The following is a 16,535-nucleotide window of genomic DNA, read 5'->3' on the forward strand; positions in this document are numbered from 1 at the left end:
GCGGTTACTGCGCGGGAGCAGCCGCGGGCGCGGACGGCGCCGGCCCGCCCAGCATCGACGGCGGCGTCATGTCGGTCGGCACGCCGTGGTAATCGGCCGGGTCTTGCGGCGGGTGACCGCGACGGGCCTGACGGGGATCGCTGGAACAGCCGGCAAGAATGGACGCGGCCAGCACGGCCAGCATGAAACGGGTCATCGGGAAAGCTCCGGAAAACGGCACGCCCATCGCGTGCCGGAACCGCGCCGAGTCTAGCGGAATTCCGGTTTAGAGGTCGTACCGTGCATGTTCTACTATGTACGCATGGCGCTGTGCCGTTGAAAGGAGGCTGCCATGTCGTCTGAAGAAATCGCTGGCCTGATCGGCCTGTTCATCGGTCTGATGGTGCTCGTCGCCCTGTCCTATTTCGAGTCGCGCGAATACAAGCGCAGCCACAGCGGCGAAGGGATGATCCATCACTGGATGGCGGAGCACCACCTGCTCGACTGGCGGCGCAAGCACTAGGCCAGCCCGCCCCGTCGTCCGGGCCGCCCCGTGCGGCGCCCGCCCCGAACGTGCGCCCGCGCGCACGGCGGTCGTCGTGTGCGGCTCAAATTAACAGGGCCGGATAGATTGGCGTCTTCCCGATGGCCGAACGCCGTCGCGTGGCAGTCTGCCGCGCGACGGCGTTCGTTTGCGCGCGCCGCGTGAGCAGCACGCTGCGGTCGGGATCGCTCAGCCCAGGAAGTGGCGGGCGTAGCGGGCGTTGATATCCGACAGCCGGAACAAGGTCAGGAAATCCGCGCAGTTGAAGTCGGGATCCCAGGCCGGCGCGCCGCAAATCTTCGCGCCGAGGCGCAGATAGCCCTTGATCAGCGGCGGCGGCGCGACGACGGTGCCCGTCTGCAGTTCCTCGACCGGCAGGGCCGTATGCGGAAACGCGCGATATTCCGGCGCCGTCAGCGAATTGGCCGGCAGCGACTGGTACAGGTTCGCCGCGTAGTGGCCGCCGTCGGCCATCGACACGCTCGCGCAGCCGAGCATCGTTTCATAGCCGTTCTGCATCATGTACGCACCGAGACCACCCCACAGCGCCATGATCACGGCGCCGCTGCGGTAGTCGCTGTGCACGCACGAGCGGCCGACCTCGACCATCTTGCCGCGCAGGTGCGTGAGGCGCGACAGGTCGAATTCGCCTTCCGCGTACAGACGGCCGACACGCGCGGCCTGGTGCGGCGGCAGCACGCGGTACGTGCCGACCACCTTCAGCGTATCGAGATCGCGCACCAGCAGGTGGTCGCAATACGCATCGAACGGATCGACGTCGAGACCGGACGGGCCGCTGACCTGCGCGCCCATCTCTTCGGCGAATACGGTGTAACGCAGGCGCTGGGCCTCGCGCAGTTCGTCTTCCGTGCGCGCCCATGCGGCACGCAGACGGTACTCGGATGTGACGGTTTCAGCAGCGCGCGGCAGGTGGCGCCGCGACGTGTCGAGGGGAAGCGAGGCAAAAGGGAGCGTAGGCGTCGGCAGTTCTCGCATTAGGCTTTCCTGATCGTAAGGAATAGGACGACATGCCAGCCAATGTAGTAACCGGCCGTTACCGTTCTGTGGCACGACCGTGTCCTTTCAATGACGTGTCGCCGAATTGACTTTAGCAGAAAGCTTGCGAAACCGTATGAACAATACCTTCAACCCCCTTCACACAAGGTCCGGCGTCAATAGCGCGCGCAGCACGGCCTGACGGCTGCCGTCGCGTGTGCGGCTCGCGAGCCACACGATGCCGCCTTTCTTGACGCTCCAGCTGTCGTCGTTGCCGGCGATCAGTTGCGCGGCGACGCTGCCGAGCGTCGGCTGGTGTCCGACGATCACGACCGTCGGCGCGATGCCGTCGGGCCAGCCGGCGGCCGCCAGCACGTCGTCGACACCGCCGCCGGGCGCAAGCGCGTCGACGGTCCGGTACTGGTCGGTCAGCGCCTCGACGGTCTGCACGGTGCGCGCCGCCGGGCTCGCGAGGATCACGCTGCTCGATTCGAGCCGGCTGCGCAGCCATTTGGCCATCGCCTGCGCTTCCTTGCGACCGCGGGCCGTCAGTTGGCGTGCGAGATCGTTTGCCGCATAGTCTTCGGCTTCGGCGTGGCGCCACAGGATCAGGTTCATCATGATGTCTCTCCATGCATCGGCGAACGCCCCGGTCGCGCACCCTGCGTGCCGGACGATCATTATCCGAATTGTCGCCAATCGTGAGGGATTCGTGATGACGTGTGCCGTATGAATAACGTGATTGACCCGAGCCCCCATTAGGCGATACAATCTTCGGCTCGTCGGAGCGTAGCGCAGCCTGGTAGCGCATCTGATTTGGGATCAGAGGGTCGTAGGTTCGAATCCTATCGCTCCGACCACGAGATATACGACAAGGGTTGCAAGCCATCGCGCTTGCAACCCTTTTTCGTCTTGCCCGCCGCATGCTGGCACCACCGGCCGCCGCGCCGGCCCCAACCCGCGCACGAAACTTGCGGATCCACGCGATAATGTCCGTGACCAACCCGCAACCGCGCATGAAAAACCACGTTTTCAAGATCGCCCTGCTCGGCACGCTGCTCGCATTCGGCACCTTCGGCGCATCCGGCGCCGCATCGGCCAAGTCACTGGACGACGCGCTCGACTGCCATTCGAACGGGCACAAATTCGTTGCGCCGCTGCTCGCGGCCGGCGACATCCAGTCGGAGCCGATGCACGTCGAAGCGAATTCGGTGAACGCGTTCCGCACGAATCATCCGCTGACCGCCTATGGTTTCGGCGTCTATGTCGTGCTCGGCTACCAGGCGAACGATCCGATCTTCCAGCCGGGCGACGGCACGCCGATCGGCCGCTGGGCGTACGGCGTGGTCGTGCGCGGCACGAAGAACGCGGTCGAGCAGGCCGTGCGCAAGGCCGGCAGCGACGCCACCGTCAAGCAGGCGTTCCCGTTCCTGACCGCGATCGTGTGCTCGGACTGAGCACCCGCGCAACGCAGGCCGCGCGGCGCCAGCGCGCCGCGACGGCACCGGGCCGGCAGGGCCGTTACGCGCCCGTATAAACCACGCGATACGGGATACCGACCTTCTCCCACTCGGCCGCTTCCTGGCTGAGGCTGTAGTCGGTCAGCGGGTTCTGCTCGACCCATGTGCCCGGCAAGCGCACTTCATACCCGCCCTTCTTCATCTGCGACACGGAAATGTCCGGCAGCCCGGCGTCGGTCCGGCGCCGGCACAGCAGTGCCGCGAGCCGCAGGCAGAACAGCAGCGGCCATTCGACCTCGCGCGCCTGCGACAGCTTGCCGAGCTTGCCCGCATGGCCGAGCACGAGCGCGGCAAGGCGCGCCTGGTCGGTGCGCGAGAAACCCGGCATGTCGGCATTGCTCGCGATATACGCGGAATGCTTGTGATACGCGCTGTGCGAGATCGACAACCCGATCTCGTGCAACGCGGCGGCCCAGCCCAGGAACATCCGGCCTTCCTCGCGTGCTTCGTCGTCGGATTCCTCGAGCTCGTCGTAGAACCGCACGGCCAGTGCGGCGATCCGCTCGGCCTGCGCGCGATCGACGCCGTAGCGGCGCGTGAACCCCTCGACAGTCACCGCGCGCATGTCCTCGTGCTGGGTCCGGCCAAGCAGGTCGTACAGCACGCCGAGGCGCAGCGCGCCGTCGGTGGTGTCGACATAGTCGACGCCCAGTTCCTCGAACACCGCGAGCATGATCGCAAGGCCGCCGGCGAGCACCGGCACGCGATCGGGCTTGAGCGCGACCAGCTTCAGCCGGTTCACGTTCTCCGACTTGATCAGCGCGCGCTTCAGCCGTTCGAGCCCGCCGCGCGAGATGCCGTGCGTGATGCCCGCGTCGTTGAAGCCGTTCGCCTCGACGAGCTCCGCGAGCGCGCGCGCGGTACCGGACGAACCGATCGCCTGGTCCCACCCGGCCTTCTTGTACTCGCTGGAAATGATCTGGATCTCGCGCTTGGCCGCGAGTTCGGCCTGCCGCATCGTGTATTCGTCGACGTTGCCGGCCGGGAAAAACGTGCGGCTATGGCTCACGCAGCCGATATAGAGACTCTCCATCACGATCGGCGTGTAGTGCGAACCGATGATGAACTCGGTCGAGCCGCCGCCGATGTCGACGACGAGCCGCTTGCCGGCGCTGGCCGGCACCGAATGCGCGGCCCCCGCATAGATCAGGCGCGCCTCCTCGCGGCCGGCAATCACTTCGATCGGAAAACCGAGCGCAGCTTCGGCCTCGCCGAGAAATTCGCCGGCGTTCTTCGCGACGCGCAGCGTGTTGGTCGCCACCGCCCGCACATGATCGGGATGGAAATCGCGCAGGCGCTCGCCGAACCGCTTGAGCGCGTCCCAGCCCCGCTCCTGCGACGCGCGATCGAGCATCTTGTCGCTCGACAGGCCCGCGGCCAGTCGAACGGGCTCGCGCAGCGCATCGACGGGATAGATCTGACTGCCCGCCGGCGTTTCCTCGACGCGCCCGACGATCAGCCGGAAGCTGTTCGAGCCGAGGTCGACGGCAGCCAGCAAGTGGGGAGATGTAACCATCAGAAGGGGGCTCCGTGCGCGTTCGCCCGCGGCAGCCGGTCCGGCCGCGCTGGGCGATCAATCAAAGGCGACATTTTAAGCGTGGAACGCTCGCCGTTGCCACGCTCCACGGACATGTGCACCGGTAGATTGTATATAGACGAAACATTTATGAGACGAAACGGTTCCGGCGTAGAATTTCCCGATATAACTAAACCATCGTCATCAGCACGTCATCGTACCGTGAGAGTTTCCGAGCGTCCCTTCGAATCATCGCCCGAATCACCGCCTATTCTGCCGATGTCCGTCCGTTACCCGCTTCTCAATCGTGAGCTCGGCATCCTCGGTTTCAACGAACGCGTGCTGGCCCAGGCAGCCGACCCGCACATCCCGTTGCTCGAGCGATTGCGCTTCATCTGCATCACCAGCAGCAACCTCGACGAATTCTTCGAAGTCCGGATGGCCGGCCTTCAGGAACAGATCCGCGACAACCCCGGCGCACTGACGCCCGACGGCATGTCGCTGCAGCACGCTTACGACCTCGTCGTCGAGCGCGCGCAGCGGCTCGTGCATCGCCAGTACACGATGCTGCACGAAACCGTGCTGCCGGCGCTCGAACAGGAAGGCATCTACTTCCATGCGAGCGACACGTGGAACGACGAGCAGCTCGAATGGGCGCGCCGCTACTTCCTCGACGAACTGCTGCCGGTGCTGACGCCGATCGGGCTCGACCCCGCGCACCCGTTCCCGCGCGTGCTGAACAAGAGCCTGAACTTCGTCGTCGAGCTCGAAGGCCGCGACGCATTCGGCCGCCAGGCGGTGATGGGCATCGTGCAGGCGCCGCGTGCGCTGCCGCGCGTCGTGCGCATGCCGCAGTCGCTGTCGGGCTTCGAGTACGGCTTCGTGCTGCTGAGCTCGTTCATGCAGCGCTTCGTCGGCGAACTGTTCCCGCAACTCGTCGTGAAGAGCTGCAACCAGTTCCGCATCACGCGCAACAGCGAGTTGTTCGTCGATGAAGACGAAATCACGAACCTGCGCGTCGCGCTGCAGGGCGAACTGCCCGCGCGTCACCTCGGCAACGCGGTGCGGCTCGAGGTGTCGGCCGACACGCCGCAGCACATCCTGCGGCGCCTGCTCGAGGAAAGCCTGCTCAGCGAGAAGGACTGCTATCGCGTGGCCGGTTCCGTGAACCTCGTGCGCCTGATGCAGATTCCCGATCTCGTCGATCGCCCGGACCTGAAGTTCGCGCCGTTCGTCGCCTCGATCCCGCCCGCGATCGTCAACGCGCCGACGATGTTCGACGCGATCGACAACGGCGACGTCCTGCTGCACCACCCGTACGAAAGCTTCCAGCCGGTGCTCGAACTGCTGCAACAGGCCGCGAAGGACCCGAGCGTCGTCGCGATCAAGCAAACCATCTACCGCACCGGCACCGATTCGCCGCTGATGGATGCGCTGATGGAAGCCGCGCGCAACGGCAAGGAAGTGACGGTCGTCGTCGAACTGCTCGCGCGCTTCGACGAGGAAACCAACATCAACTGGGCGTCGCAGCTCGAAGCGGTCGGCGCGCATGTCGTGTACGGCGTGGTCGGCCACAAGTGCCACGCGAAGATGATGCTGATCGTGCGGCGCGTCGTGCAGAACGGCAAGGCGTCGCTGCGCCGCTACGTGCACCTCGGCACCGGCAACTATCACCCGCGCACCGCCCGCCTCTACACCGACTTCGGGCTGATGACGGCCGACCAGAAGATCTGCGAGGACGTCCACCACGTGTTCCAGCAACTGACCGGGATCGGCGGCGAGCTCACGCTGCACGAGCTGTGGCAGTCGCCGTTCACGCTGCATCCGCGCATCATCGAATCGATCCGCGCCGAGATCGACAATGCGCGCGCCGGCAAGCGCGCGCGCGTGGTCGCGAAGATGAACGCGCTGCTGGAGCCGTCGGTGATCGCCGCGCTGTACGAAGCATCGCAGGCCGGCGTCAAGGTCGACCTGATCGTGCGCGGCGTATGTGCGCTGAAGCCGGGCGTGCCAGGGCTGTCGGAGAACATCACGGTACGCTCGATCGTCGGCCGCTTCCTCGAACACCACCGCATCTACTATTTCCATGCGGACGGCGCCGAGGACGTCTATCTGTCGAGCGCCGACTGGATGGACCGCAACCTGTTCCGCCGCGTCGAAGTCGCGTTCCCGATCCGCGAGCGCAAGCTGAAGCGGCGCGTGATCGCCGAAGGGCTGTCGGCCTGCCTCGGCGACAATCAATCGGCCTGGCTGATGCACAGCGACGGCCACTACCGCCGGCGCCGCGCGGGCAAGACGATCCGCAACGCGCAGCTTGGGTTGATGGCGAAGTTCTGTTCGTAGGCAGGCGGCGCGCACGGTGGCGTGCGCGGTGGCGTGTGACACGCAGCAAACAAAAAAGCACAGCTCACTCACGCGGGCTGTGCTTTTTTATTCCAGGCCGCACGCGCAAGCGCTGCGCACGCGCCGCATTAACCGCTCACGCTTCGAACGCGGCCGGCCGGATCGCGATGATCCGCGATGCCGGGAACCGTGCAGTGAACGTGCTGCCGCGTCCTTCCTCGCTCTGCACGTACAGGTGCGAATCGTGCCGCTGCAGCACGTGCTTGACGATCGCGAGGCCGAGCCCCGTGCCGCCCGTATCGCGCGAACGGCTGCGATCGACGCGGTAGAAGCGCTCGGTCAGCCGCGGCAGATCGGCGGCCGGAATGCCGAAGCCGCTGTCGGTAACGGAAAACACGCCCTGCGCGCCCTCGCGCCGCCACGACACGACGATCTTGCCGCCGTCCGGCGTATAGCGGATCGCGTTGGTGACGAGATTCGCGAACGCGCTGAACACTTCGGTCTGCGCGCCCGTGACGCCGAGCGTCTCGTCGATCGTGAACGCGATCTCGTGATGCCCGTTCGACAGCGTCTGCGCGTCTTCCTTCAGATGATCGAACACGGCACGCATGTCGACCGCGTGATCCGTCGGCGGCTTGCTTTCGCCCTCGAGCTTCGCGAGCACCAGCAGGTCGGTGACGATATGCCGCATCCGCGACGCCTGCTGCTCCATCATCTCGAGATAGCGCGCGCGATCTTCCTCGTTCAGCGGCAGCTCGCGCATCGTCTCGAGAAAGCCCGACAGCACGGTGAGCGGCGTCTTCAGCTCGTGCGACACGTTCGCGACGAAGTCGCGCCGCATCGCATCGGTCCGCTCGAGCTCCGTGATGTCCTGCGTGAGCAGCAGCTTGCGGTTCTCGCCGTACGGAAACACCTGCACGGCCAGCACGTTCTGCCGCGAGTCGCCCATCCCGCGCATCACGAGCGTTTCGTCGTAATGCTGCGCGTTCAGGTAGCGGACGAACTCCGGGTGACGCACCAGGTTCGTGATGTGCTGGCGCAGGTCGCGCTTCGCATCGAGGCCGAAGTGCACCTCGGCGATCGCGTTGCACCACTCGATCTGGTCGTGGTCGTCAAGCATCGCGACGCCGTTCGGCGACGCCTGGATCGCCTGGATGAAGCGCGAATGCTGCTGCTCGACCTGCCGCACCTGCGCATGCCACTGCTTCGCGAGCTTGTGCAGCCGGTAGTAGATTTCGCCCCAGATGCCCGGCGCGCTCGGCACTTCGCCGTAGACGGGCGCATCGAGCAGCCGCCACAGGCGTTGCGTATGGAAGGTGCTGAAGAAGCCCTGCGCGACCAGCATTGCAGCCGCGAACCCGAGGGCCCAGGCCGGGCCGGCGAACACGCCGACCAATACGCTGATCAGCACGAGCAGCACGAGCGACACCAGAAAGCGCGCCCAGATGATGTTCATGATTCAGCGCCCGAGAGAATGAACGGCATGCCGTGGCACACGGCATGCCCGGAACGATACGTTACGCGTGCTTGGCGAGCCGATAGCCGCTGCCGCGCACGGTCTCGATCATCGCATCGCAGCCGGCCGGTTTCAAGGCCGCGCGCAATCGTTTGATGTGCACGTCGACGGTGCGCTCCTCGACGAACACATGATCGCCCCACACCTGATCGAGCAATTGCGTGCGGCTGTGCACGCGCTCCGGGTGCGTCATGAAGAAATGCAGCAGGCGGAATTCGGTCGGGCCGAGATCGAGCTTGATCTCGCTGCCGTCGCCATGCGCGGCGACCCGGTGCGTGGCCGGATCGAGGCGCAGCCCGTTGATCGACACGACATCCTCGGTCAGCTGCGGCGCGCGGCGGCGCAGCACGGCCTTGATGCGCGCCATCAGTTCCTTCGGCGAGAACGGCTTCGTCACGTAGTCGTCCGCGCCGATCTCGAGGCCGAGCACCTTGTCCTGCTCGTCGCCGCGCGCGGTCAGCATGATGATCGGAATATGCTTGGTCCGTTCGTTGTTGCGCAGGTCGCGCGCGAACGCGATGCCGGACTTGCCCGGCAGCATCCAGTCGAGCAGCACGAGATCGGGCAGCACGTCGCTGATCAGGTTCGCCGCCTGTTCCGCGTTGTACGCGCGGATCGGGCAGTGACCGGCATGCTGGAGATTCACCGAGATCAGTTCGGAAATCGCGGGCTCATCTTCGACGACGAGAATGTTGCTGGGCATCGGCACCTCTGTCCTTCCTGTACGGAGTCGATTAACTGTTGGCTTCGCGATCGAGCGTGTCGCGCGGCTGGTGCCGCACGTCCGTGCCCTTCACGATGTAGATGATGAATTCGGCGATGTTCTTCGCGTGGTCGCCGATCCGTTCGATCGCCTTCGCGATGAACAGATATTCGAGGCCGACCGAGATCGTGCGCGGATCTTCCTGCATGTACGACACGAGCTTGCGCACGAACGCGCGGAATTCCTGGTCGATTTCCTTGTCGTCCTTGACGATCTGCGCGGCGGCCACCGTATCGAGGCGCGCGAACGCGTCGAGCGCGCGGCGCAGGATCGTCACGGCCATCTCGCCCGACACCTTGATCTCGGCGATGTTCACCGTACGCGCGGCCGGTTCGTCCACCAGGCGGCGCACGCGCTTCGCGATCTTCTCGGCCTCGTCGCCGGCGCGCTCGAGGTTCGTAATCGTTTTCGAAATCGACATCAGAAGGCGCAGGTCGCGCGCGGCAGGCTGCCTCCGCGCGATGATGTTGCCGCACTCCTGGTCGATGTCGACTTCCATCGCGTTCAGGGTTTCCTCGGCCGCGATCACCTTCTCGGCCGTGTCGCGATCGAATTCGTTCAGCGCGTGCATCGCGCCGATGATCTGCGACTCGACGAGTCCGCCCATTTCCAGCACTTTCGACGACACGGCATTGAGATCCGCGTCGAACTGGCTCGACAGATGTTTATCCGACATGATTGTAGTTCTCCGTCATCAGCCGAAACGGCCGGTGATGTAGTCTTCCGTTTCCTTGCGCACCGGCTTGATGAAGATTTTTTCGGTTTCGCCGAATTCGATCAGCTCGCCCAGGTACATGTACGCCGTGTAGTCCGAGCAGCGCGCGGCCTGCTGCATGTTGTGCGTGACGATCACGACCGTGTAGTCGCTCTTCAGCTCCGCGATCAGTTCTTCGATGCGGCCCGTCGAGATCGGGTCGAGCGCCGAGCACGGCTCGTCGAGCAGCAGCACTTCCGGGCGAATCGCGATGCCGCGCGCGATGCACAGCCGCTGCTGCTGGCCGCCGGACAGCCCGTAGCCGCTCTGGCTCAGCTTGTCCTTCACTTCGGTCCACAGCGCGGCCTTCGTCAGCGCCCACTCGACGCGGTCGTCCATCTCCGAGCGCGTGAGCTTCTCGAACATCTTCACGCCGAACGCGATGTTGTCGTAGATCGACATCGGGAACGGCGTCGGCTTCTGGAACACCATGCCGATCCGCGCGCGCAGCAACGAAATGTCGCGCTTGGTCGTCAGCAGGTTCTCGCCGTCCATCAGGATTTCGCCTTCGGCGCGCTGCTCCGGATAGAGCGCGAACATCTTGTTGAACGTGCGCAGCAGCGTCGACTTGCCGCAGCCCGACGGGCCGATGAACGCCGTCACCTTCCCTTCGGGAATGCGCAGGTTGATGTTCTTCAGCGCGTGGAACTTGTTGTAGAAGAAGTTGAGGTTGTTGACCTCGATCTTCGCGTTCAGCGGCGCGAGCGGACGGTCATGTGCCGCGTCTTGCGTGCCGGCGGGCGCAGCGGTGCGCTCGACGGGATTGAGGTGGCTTTCTGCCATATTCATCGGATTGCTCCGCCGTTACTTTTTCGAGAAGATCGAGCGCGCCAGGACGTTGAGTCCGAGCACCCCGAGCGTAATCAGGAACACGCCCGCCCACGCGAGCGACTGCCATTCCGCGAACGGGCTCATCGCGAACTTGTAGATCGTGACGGGCAGGTTCGCCATCGGCTGGCTCATGTCCCACGAGAAGAACTGGTTCGACAGGGCCGTGAACAGCAGCGGCGCGGTTTCGCCGGCGATCCGTGCGACCGCGAGCAGCACGCCCGTCACGATCCCGCCGACCGACGCGCGCAGCGTGATCTTCAGCACCATGCGCCACTTCGGCGTGCCGAGCGCGACGGCCGCTTCGCGCAGCGCGTTCGGCACCAGCTTCAGCATGTTCTCGGTCGTGCGGATCACGATCGGAATCTGCAGCAGCGCAAGCGCGATCACGCCGGCCCAGCCCGAGAAGCGCCCCGACTTCGCGACGACGATCGCATACACGAACAGGCCGATGACGATCGACGGCGCCGACAGCAGGATGTCGTTGATGAAGCGGATCGTGCTCGCCAGCAGGTTCTTCTGGCCGTATTCGGCGAGGTAGACGCCTGCGAGGATGCCGATCGGCGTGCCGACCAGCGTGCCGAAACCGCACAGCAGCAGGCTGCCGACGATCGCGTTCGCGAGGCCGCCGCCTTCCGTGTTCGGCGCCGGCGTCGATTCGGTGAACAGCTGCAGCGACAGGCCGCCGACGCCGAGGTGCACCGTCGTGTAGAGAATCCACACGAGCCACAGCAGGCCGAACGCCATCGCGCCGAGCGACGCGGTGAGCGCGATCGCGTTGGTCACCTTGCGCCGGCGCTGCAGGCGGTTGCGCATCGCGTCGAGGACGGCGCCGTCCGGCCCCGGGAAATTCATGATGGGCTCGCTCATTTCTTGCCCTCTCCCTTCTCGAGACGAAGCAGCAGCAGTTTGGAGATGGACAGCACGATGAACGTGATCACGAACAGGATCAGGCCCAGTTCCATCAGCGCGGACGTATGCAGGCCCGGCTGCGCTTCCGCGAATTCGTTCGCGAGCGCCGACGTGATGCTGTTGCCCGGCGCGAACAGCGACACGCTGTCGAGCAGGTTCGTGTTGCCGATCACGAAGGTCACGGCCATCGTTTCGCCGAGCGCGCGGCCGAGGCCGAGCATCACGCCGCCGATCACGCCGGTCTTCGTATAGGGCAGCACGACCTTCCACATCACTTCCCACGTCGTGCAACCGATCCCGTATGCCGATTCCTTCAGCAGCACGGGCGTGACTTCGAATACGTCGCGCATCACGGACGCGATGTACGGGATGATCATGATCGCGAGGATCACGCCGGCCGCGAGGATGCCGATGCCGATCGGCGGGCCGGCCGTCAGCGGACCGAGCACCCACACGTCCTTGAACAGGCGGCCGATCGGCTTCTGGAAGTACTCGGCGAAGATCGGCGCGAACACGAGCAGGCCCCACATGCCGTACACGATCGACGGAATCGCGGCGAGCAGCTCGATCGCAATGCCGAGCGGGCGGCGCAGCCACACGGGCGACAGCTCGGTGAGGAACAGCGCGATGCCGAAACTGACCGGCACCGCGATGACGAGTGCAATCAGCGACGTCACGAGCGTGCCGTAAATCGGCACGAGTGCGCCGTAGACATCCGAGTTCGGATCCCACTCGGATTGCCACAGGAACGCGACGCCGAACTTCTGGATGGTCGGCATCGACGCAATGATCAGGGAAACGATGATCCCGCCCAGCAGCAGCAGGGTCACGATCGCGGCAAGCCGTGCGAGGCCGCCGAAGATAACGTCGCCGAGACGGCTCGGCGCGCGTTGCGACACGGCGTCGGCGGACCGGGAGGACGTATAGGAAATTTCAGACATGAGTGCCTGCTCTGGATCGCCGGGCGCCATGACGCCCGGCCTTACCGCACACACTGCCCGACCGGCACGGCCGGGCAGCGAACCGCTGGATGACTTACTCTGCGGCGACCGGCTTGCCCGATGCGTCCGTGACCTTCACCTTCCACTGCTTGCGGATTTCCGCCGTGACGGCCGGCGGCAGCGAGATGTAGTCGAGGCTGTCAGCTGCCTTCTCGCCGTTCTTGAACGCCCAGTCGAAGAACTTCAGCGTTTCGGCGCCCTGGCCCGGCTTCTCCTGCTTCGCGTGCAGCAGCACGAACGTCGCGCCGACGACCGGCCATGCTTCCTTGCCCGGCTCGTCCGTCAGGATCTGGTAGAACGACTTCGACCAGTTTGCGCCCGCGGCCGCTGCCTTGAACGTTTCCGTCTTCGGCTCGACGACGGCACCCGACGTGTTCTTCAGCGCCGTGTACGTCATGTTGTTCTTCTTCGCGTACGCCCATTCGACGTAGCCGATCGCGCCCGGCAGGCGCTGCACGAAGGCCGCGACGCCGTCGTTGCCCTTGCCGCCCGTGCCCGTCGGCCAGTTGACCGTCGTGCCTTCGCCGATCTTCGACTTCCACTCGCCGTTGACCTTCGACAGGTAGTTCGTCCAGATGAAGCTCGTGCCCGAGCCGTCAGCGCGGCGAACGACCGCGATGTCCGTATCCGGCAGCTTGACCTTCGGGTTCAGCGCGGCGATCGCCGGGTCGTTCCACTTCTTGATCTTGCCGAGGTAGATGTCGCCGAGCACCGGGCCCGACAGCGTCAGTTCACCGGCCTTCACGCCCGGCACGTTGACGACCGGCACCACGCCGCCGACCACCGTCGGGAACTGGAACAGGCCTTCCTTCGCGAGTTCTTCATCCTTCAGCGGAGCGTCCGAACCGGCAAAATCGACCGTCTTCGCGTTGATCTGCTTCAGGCCGCCCGACGAGCCGATACCTTGATAGTTCACCTTCGCACCGCCGGACTGCTGGTAGTCGGCAGCCCATTTCGTATAGATCGGCATAGCGAACGTGCTGCCTGCGCCCGTGATGTCGGCAGCGTGAGCGGCGACGGCGAAAAGCGCGCCAGCCAGGCCGGCAATCGCGGTTTGCATCAATTTCATGAGACCTCCAGTGTGTGAGCGGATGACTACGGCACCGCGAAGGTTAGGGGCTCCTCATGACGTTAATGTGACAATCGATGAAACTGGCGTGACAGTAACATGACTGGTTGAAAGGGTGTATCGGGCCCCGTATGGGCGGCCGCGCGGACGTGGCGCGGCGGGGAGGACGGCAAGAATTGCCGGTCGGGAAGAGACGCCCCGACGCCCCGTGACGGGGGTTCAGGCGGATGGGTCGCAGCGAAAACAGGCGGGCATGCGCTGCCCCGCAGGCTGCCGGGACGCCGGGTCGGCCGATTTAGTTGATCAGACGAAATCCACGCCGAATACTGCGTCTATTTAATAGCGCAAACCTTTGCGTCTGACGAATCGCGGCGCCCGAAGGCGCCGCGATTTGTATTACTGCTGACTCGGCGCGCGCACGACCGGACCGTCGTGCGCCGTGACCGATTCGACTCAGCTCGTCGCCACGCGCACCGCGTCGGCGATCGCTTCGGCGTGACGCGTCGCGTCGGCCGCATGCCGCGCCTCGACCATCACGCGCAACACGGGCTCGGTGCCCGATGCGCGGATCAGCACGCGGCCGTGGCCGGCCAGCGCGCCTTCAGCGGCGTCGATCGCCGCACGAATCGATGCGTTGCCCTTCCAGTCGGCGCCCGGCTTCATTCGCACGTTGATCAGCTTCTGCGGAAACAGCGTGACGCCGTCGAGCATCTGCGCGAGCGTGCGGCCGCTGCGCTTGAGTGCGGCCAGCACGAGCAGCGCCGACACGATGCCGTCGCCCGTCGAATGGCGGTCGAGCGACAGGATGTGGCCCGACCCTTCCGCGCCGAGCTGCCAGCCGCGCTCGCGCAGCTGTTCGAGCACGTAACGGTCACCGACCGCCGCGCGCACGAACTCCACGCCTTCGCGCTGCAGCGCGACCTCGACCGCGAGGTTCGTCATCAGCGTGCCGACCGCGCCGTCGACCTTGCCGGCCGTCGCGATCCGGTCCTTCACAAGCACGTAGAGCAGCTCGTCGCCGTTGTACAGCCGGCCCGTCGAATCGACGACCTGCAGGCGGTCCGCATCGCCGTCGAGCGCGATGCCGAGATCCGCATGGTTCGCCCGCACCGCGCGCACCAGCGCATCGGGCGCCGTCGCGCCGACACCGTCGTTGATGTTGAAGCCGTTCGGCGCGACGCCGATCGGGATCACGTCCGCGCCGAGCTCGTGGAATACGTGCGGGGCGACCTGGTACGCGGCGCCGTGCGCGCAGTCGATCACGAGCTTCAGCCCGCGCAGGTCGTAGGCGGCCGGGAACGTGCTCTTGCAGAACTCGATGTAGCGGCCGGCCGCGTCGTCGAGGCGGCGTGCCTTGCCGAGCCGGTCGGACGATGCGCATTCGAGCGGCTTGTCCAGCCAGGCTTCGATCTCGGCTTCCGTTTCGTCGGGCAGCTTGTTGCCGTCCGCGGAGAAGAACTTGATCCCGTTGTCCTGATACGGGTTGTGCGATGCGCTGATCACGACGCCGGCCGACAGGCGCAGCGCGCGCGTCAGGTACGCGACGCCGGGCGTCGGCATCGGGCCGGCCAGCATCACGTCGACACCGGCCGCCGAGAAGCCGGCCTCGAGCGCGGCCTCGAGCATGTAGCCCGACACACGCGTGTCCTTGCCGATCAGCACAGTCGGACGCGCACCCGCCGCACCATCGGCCGCACCGGCCAGTACCTTGCCGGCCGCATAGCCGAGACGCAACACGAAATCAGGCGTGATGGGCGCGTCGCCCACCGTGCCGCGAATGCCGTCCGTGCCGAAATATCGACGTCCCATGGCGAACCTTCCTCCTTCGTCTTTCCGAATTCTGACTTATCGTTGCCGCGCGGCTTCGCGCACGGCGTTCCAGACCTTCAGCGCATCGACCGTCGCCGCGACGTCGTGCACGCGCACGATCGCCGCGCCGCGCCCGACCGCGCACAACGCGGCCGCCACGCTCGCCGCGATGCGTTCCATCGGCGGCTTGCCGCCGATCACCGCGCCGAGCATCGACTTGCGCGACATGCCCGCGAGAATCGGATACGCACGCCCGTCGGGCCGCGCCGGCGCCGTGTCCGGCAACGCGGCCAGCAGCGCGTAATTGTCGTCGATCACCGCCTTGCCGAACCCGAAACCCGGATCGACGCAGATCCGTTCCGGTGCGACGCCCGCGTCGCACAGCGCTTGCGCGCGCCCGGCGAGAAAGTCGCGCACGTCGGTCACGACGTCGCCGTAGTCCGGCTCGCCGACCTGCATCGTCTGCGGCTCGCCCAGCATGTGCATCGCGCACAGCCCGCTGTTGCCCTCGCGCACCGCGTCGATCGCACCCGGCTGGCGGAACCCCCAGATGTCGTTGATCAGGTCCGCGCCGGCAGCGAGCGCCGCGCGCATCACGGCCGGCTTGTAGGTGTCGATCGACAGCGGCACGTTCAGCGGCCGCAGCGCTTCGACGAGCGGAATCACGCGCGCGAGTTCTTCGTCGAGCGGTACGGGCGGCGCGCCGGGTCGCGTCGATTCGCCGCCGATGTCGATCAGGTCGACGCCTTCGGCGATCATCCGCTCGGCCTGGCGCAACGCATCGTCGCGCGCGAGAAAGCGGCCGCCATCGGAAAACGAATCGGGCGTGGCGTTCAGGATACCCATCACGAGCGGGCGCTCGAACGTCAGCGAGAAACGGCCGCACTGGAGCGGCGCGGGAGTGTAAGCGGAAACTGCGGAATCGGACACGGGCGGGAGGCGTTGATGAATGCAAAACGGGCCGGTGTGAAGCCACACCAGCCCG

The 16,535-nt window shown here is 65.7% G+C and carries 16 protein-coding genes and 1 tRNA gene; 4 read left to right on the forward strand and 13 right to left on the reverse strand.

What is annotated here, in order from left to right; translation table 11 throughout:
* Positions 1-4 precede the first annotated feature (4 nt).
* Complete coding sequence (locus ACTJKF_RS23100; RefSeq protein WP_440626442.1) at positions 5-196, reverse strand: hypothetical protein; 192 nt, start codon at positions 194-196, stop codon at positions 5-7.
* A 135-nt stretch (positions 197-331) separates the two neighbouring features.
* Between ACTJKF_RS23100 and ACTJKF_RS23105 the strand changes: the two genes are divergently transcribed.
* Positions 332-502: a hypothetical protein gene (locus tag ACTJKF_RS23105; protein WP_440626443.1), complete on the forward strand. Its 171-nt coding sequence runs from the start codon at positions 332-334 to the stop codon at positions 500-502.
* Between the two features lie 210 nt (positions 503-712).
* Here the strand turns inward: ACTJKF_RS23105 and ACTJKF_RS23110 are convergent, their stop codons facing one another.
* Positions 713-1,519: a GNAT family N-acetyltransferase gene (locus ACTJKF_RS23110; protein ID WP_440626445.1), complete on the reverse strand. Its 807-nt coding sequence runs from the start codon at positions 1,517-1,519 to the stop codon at positions 713-715.
* A 159-nt stretch (positions 1,520-1,678) separates the two neighbouring features.
* Entirely contained in the window at positions 1,679-2,140 is a 462-nt protein-coding gene (sixA, locus tag ACTJKF_RS23115) for a phosphohistidine phosphatase SixA (protein ID WP_440626446.1), read from the reverse strand.
* Between the two features lie 162 nt (positions 2,141-2,302).
* On the opposite strand from sixA, the gene ACTJKF_RS23120 reads away from it, so the two are divergent.
* Both ACTJKF_RS23120 and ACTJKF_RS23125 read left to right on the forward strand, forming a co-directional pair.
* A tRNA-Pro gene (locus ACTJKF_RS23120) sits at positions 2,303-2,379 on the forward strand.
* A gap of 156 nt (positions 2,380-2,535) precedes the next feature.
* A complete protein-coding gene (locus ACTJKF_RS23125) occupies positions 2,536-2,976 on the forward strand; it encodes a hypothetical protein (protein ID WP_440626448.1) in 441 nt (146 codons plus the stop codon).
* A gap of 64 nt (positions 2,977-3,040) precedes the next feature.
* Here the strand turns inward: ACTJKF_RS23125 and ppx are convergent, their stop codons facing one another.
* Positions 3,041-4,555, reverse strand: coding sequence for an exopolyphosphatase (ppx, locus tag ACTJKF_RS23130; protein ID WP_440626450.1), 1,515 nt, complete (start codon positions 4,553-4,555; stop codon positions 3,041-3,043).
* 279 nt (positions 4,556-4,834) lie between these two features.
* Between ppx and ppk1 the strand changes: the two genes are divergently transcribed.
* Positions 4,835-6,898, forward strand: a complete 2,064-nt coding sequence (gene ppk1 / locus ACTJKF_RS23135) for a polyphosphate kinase 1 (protein ID WP_440626452.1) — start codon at positions 4,835-4,837, stop codon at positions 6,896-6,898.
* Between the two features lie 136 nt (positions 6,899-7,034).
* On the opposite strand, the gene phoR is transcribed toward ppk1, so the two are convergent.
* From phoR to folP, 9 genes are all read right to left on the reverse strand, one after another.
* The gene (gene phoR / locus ACTJKF_RS23140; RefSeq protein WP_440626454.1) at positions 7,035-8,354 is read right to left on the reverse strand and encodes a phosphate regulon sensor histidine kinase PhoR; all 1,320 of its coding nucleotides are present in this window, start codon (positions 8,352-8,354) and stop codon (positions 7,035-7,037) included.
* A 61-nt stretch (positions 8,355-8,415) separates the two neighbouring features.
* Positions 8,416-9,117 carry a phosphate regulon transcriptional regulator PhoB gene (gene phoB / locus ACTJKF_RS23145; RefSeq protein ID WP_440626456.1) on the reverse strand — a complete coding sequence of 234 codons (702 nt, stop codon included), beginning with the start codon at positions 9,115-9,117 and terminating at the stop codon, positions 8,416-8,418.
* Positions 9,118-9,148: 31 nt separating this feature from the next.
* Complete coding sequence (phoU, locus tag ACTJKF_RS23150) at positions 9,149-9,853, reverse strand: phosphate signaling complex protein PhoU (protein WP_440626458.1); 705 nt, start codon at positions 9,851-9,853, stop codon at positions 9,149-9,151.
* Positions 9,854-9,871: 18 nt separating this feature from the next.
* Positions 9,872-10,720 (reverse strand): phosphate ABC transporter ATP-binding protein PstB, encoded by an 849-nt coding sequence (gene pstB / locus ACTJKF_RS23155; protein WP_440626460.1) that lies wholly within the window; start codon positions 10,718-10,720, stop codon positions 9,872-9,874.
* A 15-nt stretch (positions 10,721-10,735) separates the two neighbouring features.
* Positions 10,736-11,629 (reverse strand): phosphate ABC transporter permease PstA, encoded by an 894-nt coding sequence (gene pstA / locus ACTJKF_RS23160; RefSeq protein ID WP_440626462.1) that lies wholly within the window; start codon positions 11,627-11,629, stop codon positions 10,736-10,738.
* The gene (gene pstC / locus ACTJKF_RS23165) at positions 11,626-12,612 is read right to left on the reverse strand and encodes a phosphate ABC transporter permease PstC (protein ID WP_440626464.1); all 987 of its coding nucleotides are present in this window, start codon (positions 12,610-12,612) and stop codon (positions 11,626-11,628) included. The genes pstA and pstC overlap by 4 nt, the downstream gene beginning before the upstream one ends.
* A gap of 94 nt (positions 12,613-12,706) precedes the next feature.
* Positions 12,707-13,741, reverse strand: a complete 1,035-nt coding sequence (gene pstS, locus ACTJKF_RS23170) for a phosphate ABC transporter substrate-binding protein PstS (protein WP_440626466.1) — start codon at positions 13,739-13,741, stop codon at positions 12,707-12,709.
* 453 nt (positions 13,742-14,194) lie between these two features.
* Positions 14,195-15,550 carry a phosphoglucosamine mutase gene (gene glmM / locus ACTJKF_RS23175; protein ID WP_440626467.1) on the reverse strand — a complete coding sequence of 452 codons (1,356 nt, stop codon included), beginning with the start codon at positions 15,548-15,550 and terminating at the stop codon, positions 14,195-14,197.
* 36 nt (positions 15,551-15,586) lie between these two features.
* Positions 15,587-16,480: a dihydropteroate synthase gene (gene folP / locus ACTJKF_RS23180; protein ID WP_440626468.1), complete on the reverse strand. Its 894-nt coding sequence runs from the start codon at positions 16,478-16,480 to the stop codon at positions 15,587-15,589.
* Positions 16,481-16,535: the final 55 nt, after the last annotated feature.

Source organism: Burkholderia sp. 22313 (assembly GCF_052045245.1).
In the GTDB taxonomy this organism is placed as follows: domain Bacteria; phylum Pseudomonadota; class Gammaproteobacteria; order Burkholderiales; family Burkholderiaceae; genus Burkholderia.

Coding starts and splice junctions, on each gene's coding strand:
- ACTJKF_RS23100 (WP_440626442.1), bottom strand. CDS start 196: ATGACCCGTTTCATGCTGGCCGTGCTGGCCGCGTCCATTCTTGCCGGC.
- ACTJKF_RS23105 (WP_440626443.1), top strand. CDS start 332: ATGTCGTCTGAAGAAATCGCTGGCCTGATCGGCCTGTTCATCGGTCTG.
- ACTJKF_RS23110 (WP_440626445.1), bottom strand. CDS start 1,519: ATGCGAGAACTGCCGACGCCTACGCTCCCTTTTGCCTCGCTTCCCCTC.
- sixA (WP_440626446.1), bottom strand. CDS start 2,140: ATGATGAACCTGATCCTGTGGCGCCACGCCGAAGCCGAAGACTATGCG.
- ACTJKF_RS23125 (WP_440626448.1), top strand. CDS start 2,536: ATGAAAAACCACGTTTTCAAGATCGCCCTGCTCGGCACGCTGCTCGCA.
- ppx (WP_440626450.1), bottom strand. CDS start 4,555: ATGGTTACATCTCCCCACTTGCTGGCTGCCGTCGACCTCGGCTCGAAC.
- ppk1 (WP_440626452.1), top strand. CDS start 4,835: ATGTCCGTCCGTTACCCGCTTCTCAATCGTGAGCTCGGCATCCTCGGT.
- phoR (WP_440626454.1), bottom strand. CDS start 8,354: ATGAACATCATCTGGGCGCGCTTTCTGGTGTCGCTCGTGCTGCTCGTG.
- phoB (WP_440626456.1), bottom strand. CDS start 9,117: ATGCCCAGCAACATTCTCGTCGTCGAAGATGAGCCCGCGATTTCCGAA.
- phoU (WP_440626458.1), bottom strand. CDS start 9,853: ATGTCGGATAAACATCTGTCGAGCCAGTTCGACGCGGATCTCAATGCC.
- pstB (WP_440626460.1), bottom strand. CDS start 10,720: ATGAATATGGCAGAAAGCCACCTCAATCCCGTCGAGCGCACCGCTGCG.
- pstA (WP_440626462.1), bottom strand. CDS start 11,629: ATGAGCGAGCCCATCATGAATTTCCCGGGGCCGGACGGCGCCGTCCTC.
- pstC (WP_440626464.1), bottom strand. CDS start 12,612: ATGTCTGAAATTTCCTATACGTCCTCCCGGTCCGCCGACGCCGTGTCG.
- pstS (WP_440626466.1), bottom strand. CDS start 13,741: ATGAAATTGATGCAAACCGCGATTGCCGGCCTGGCTGGCGCGCTTTTC.
- glmM (WP_440626467.1), bottom strand. CDS start 15,550: ATGGGACGTCGATATTTCGGCACGGACGGCATTCGCGGCACGGTGGGC.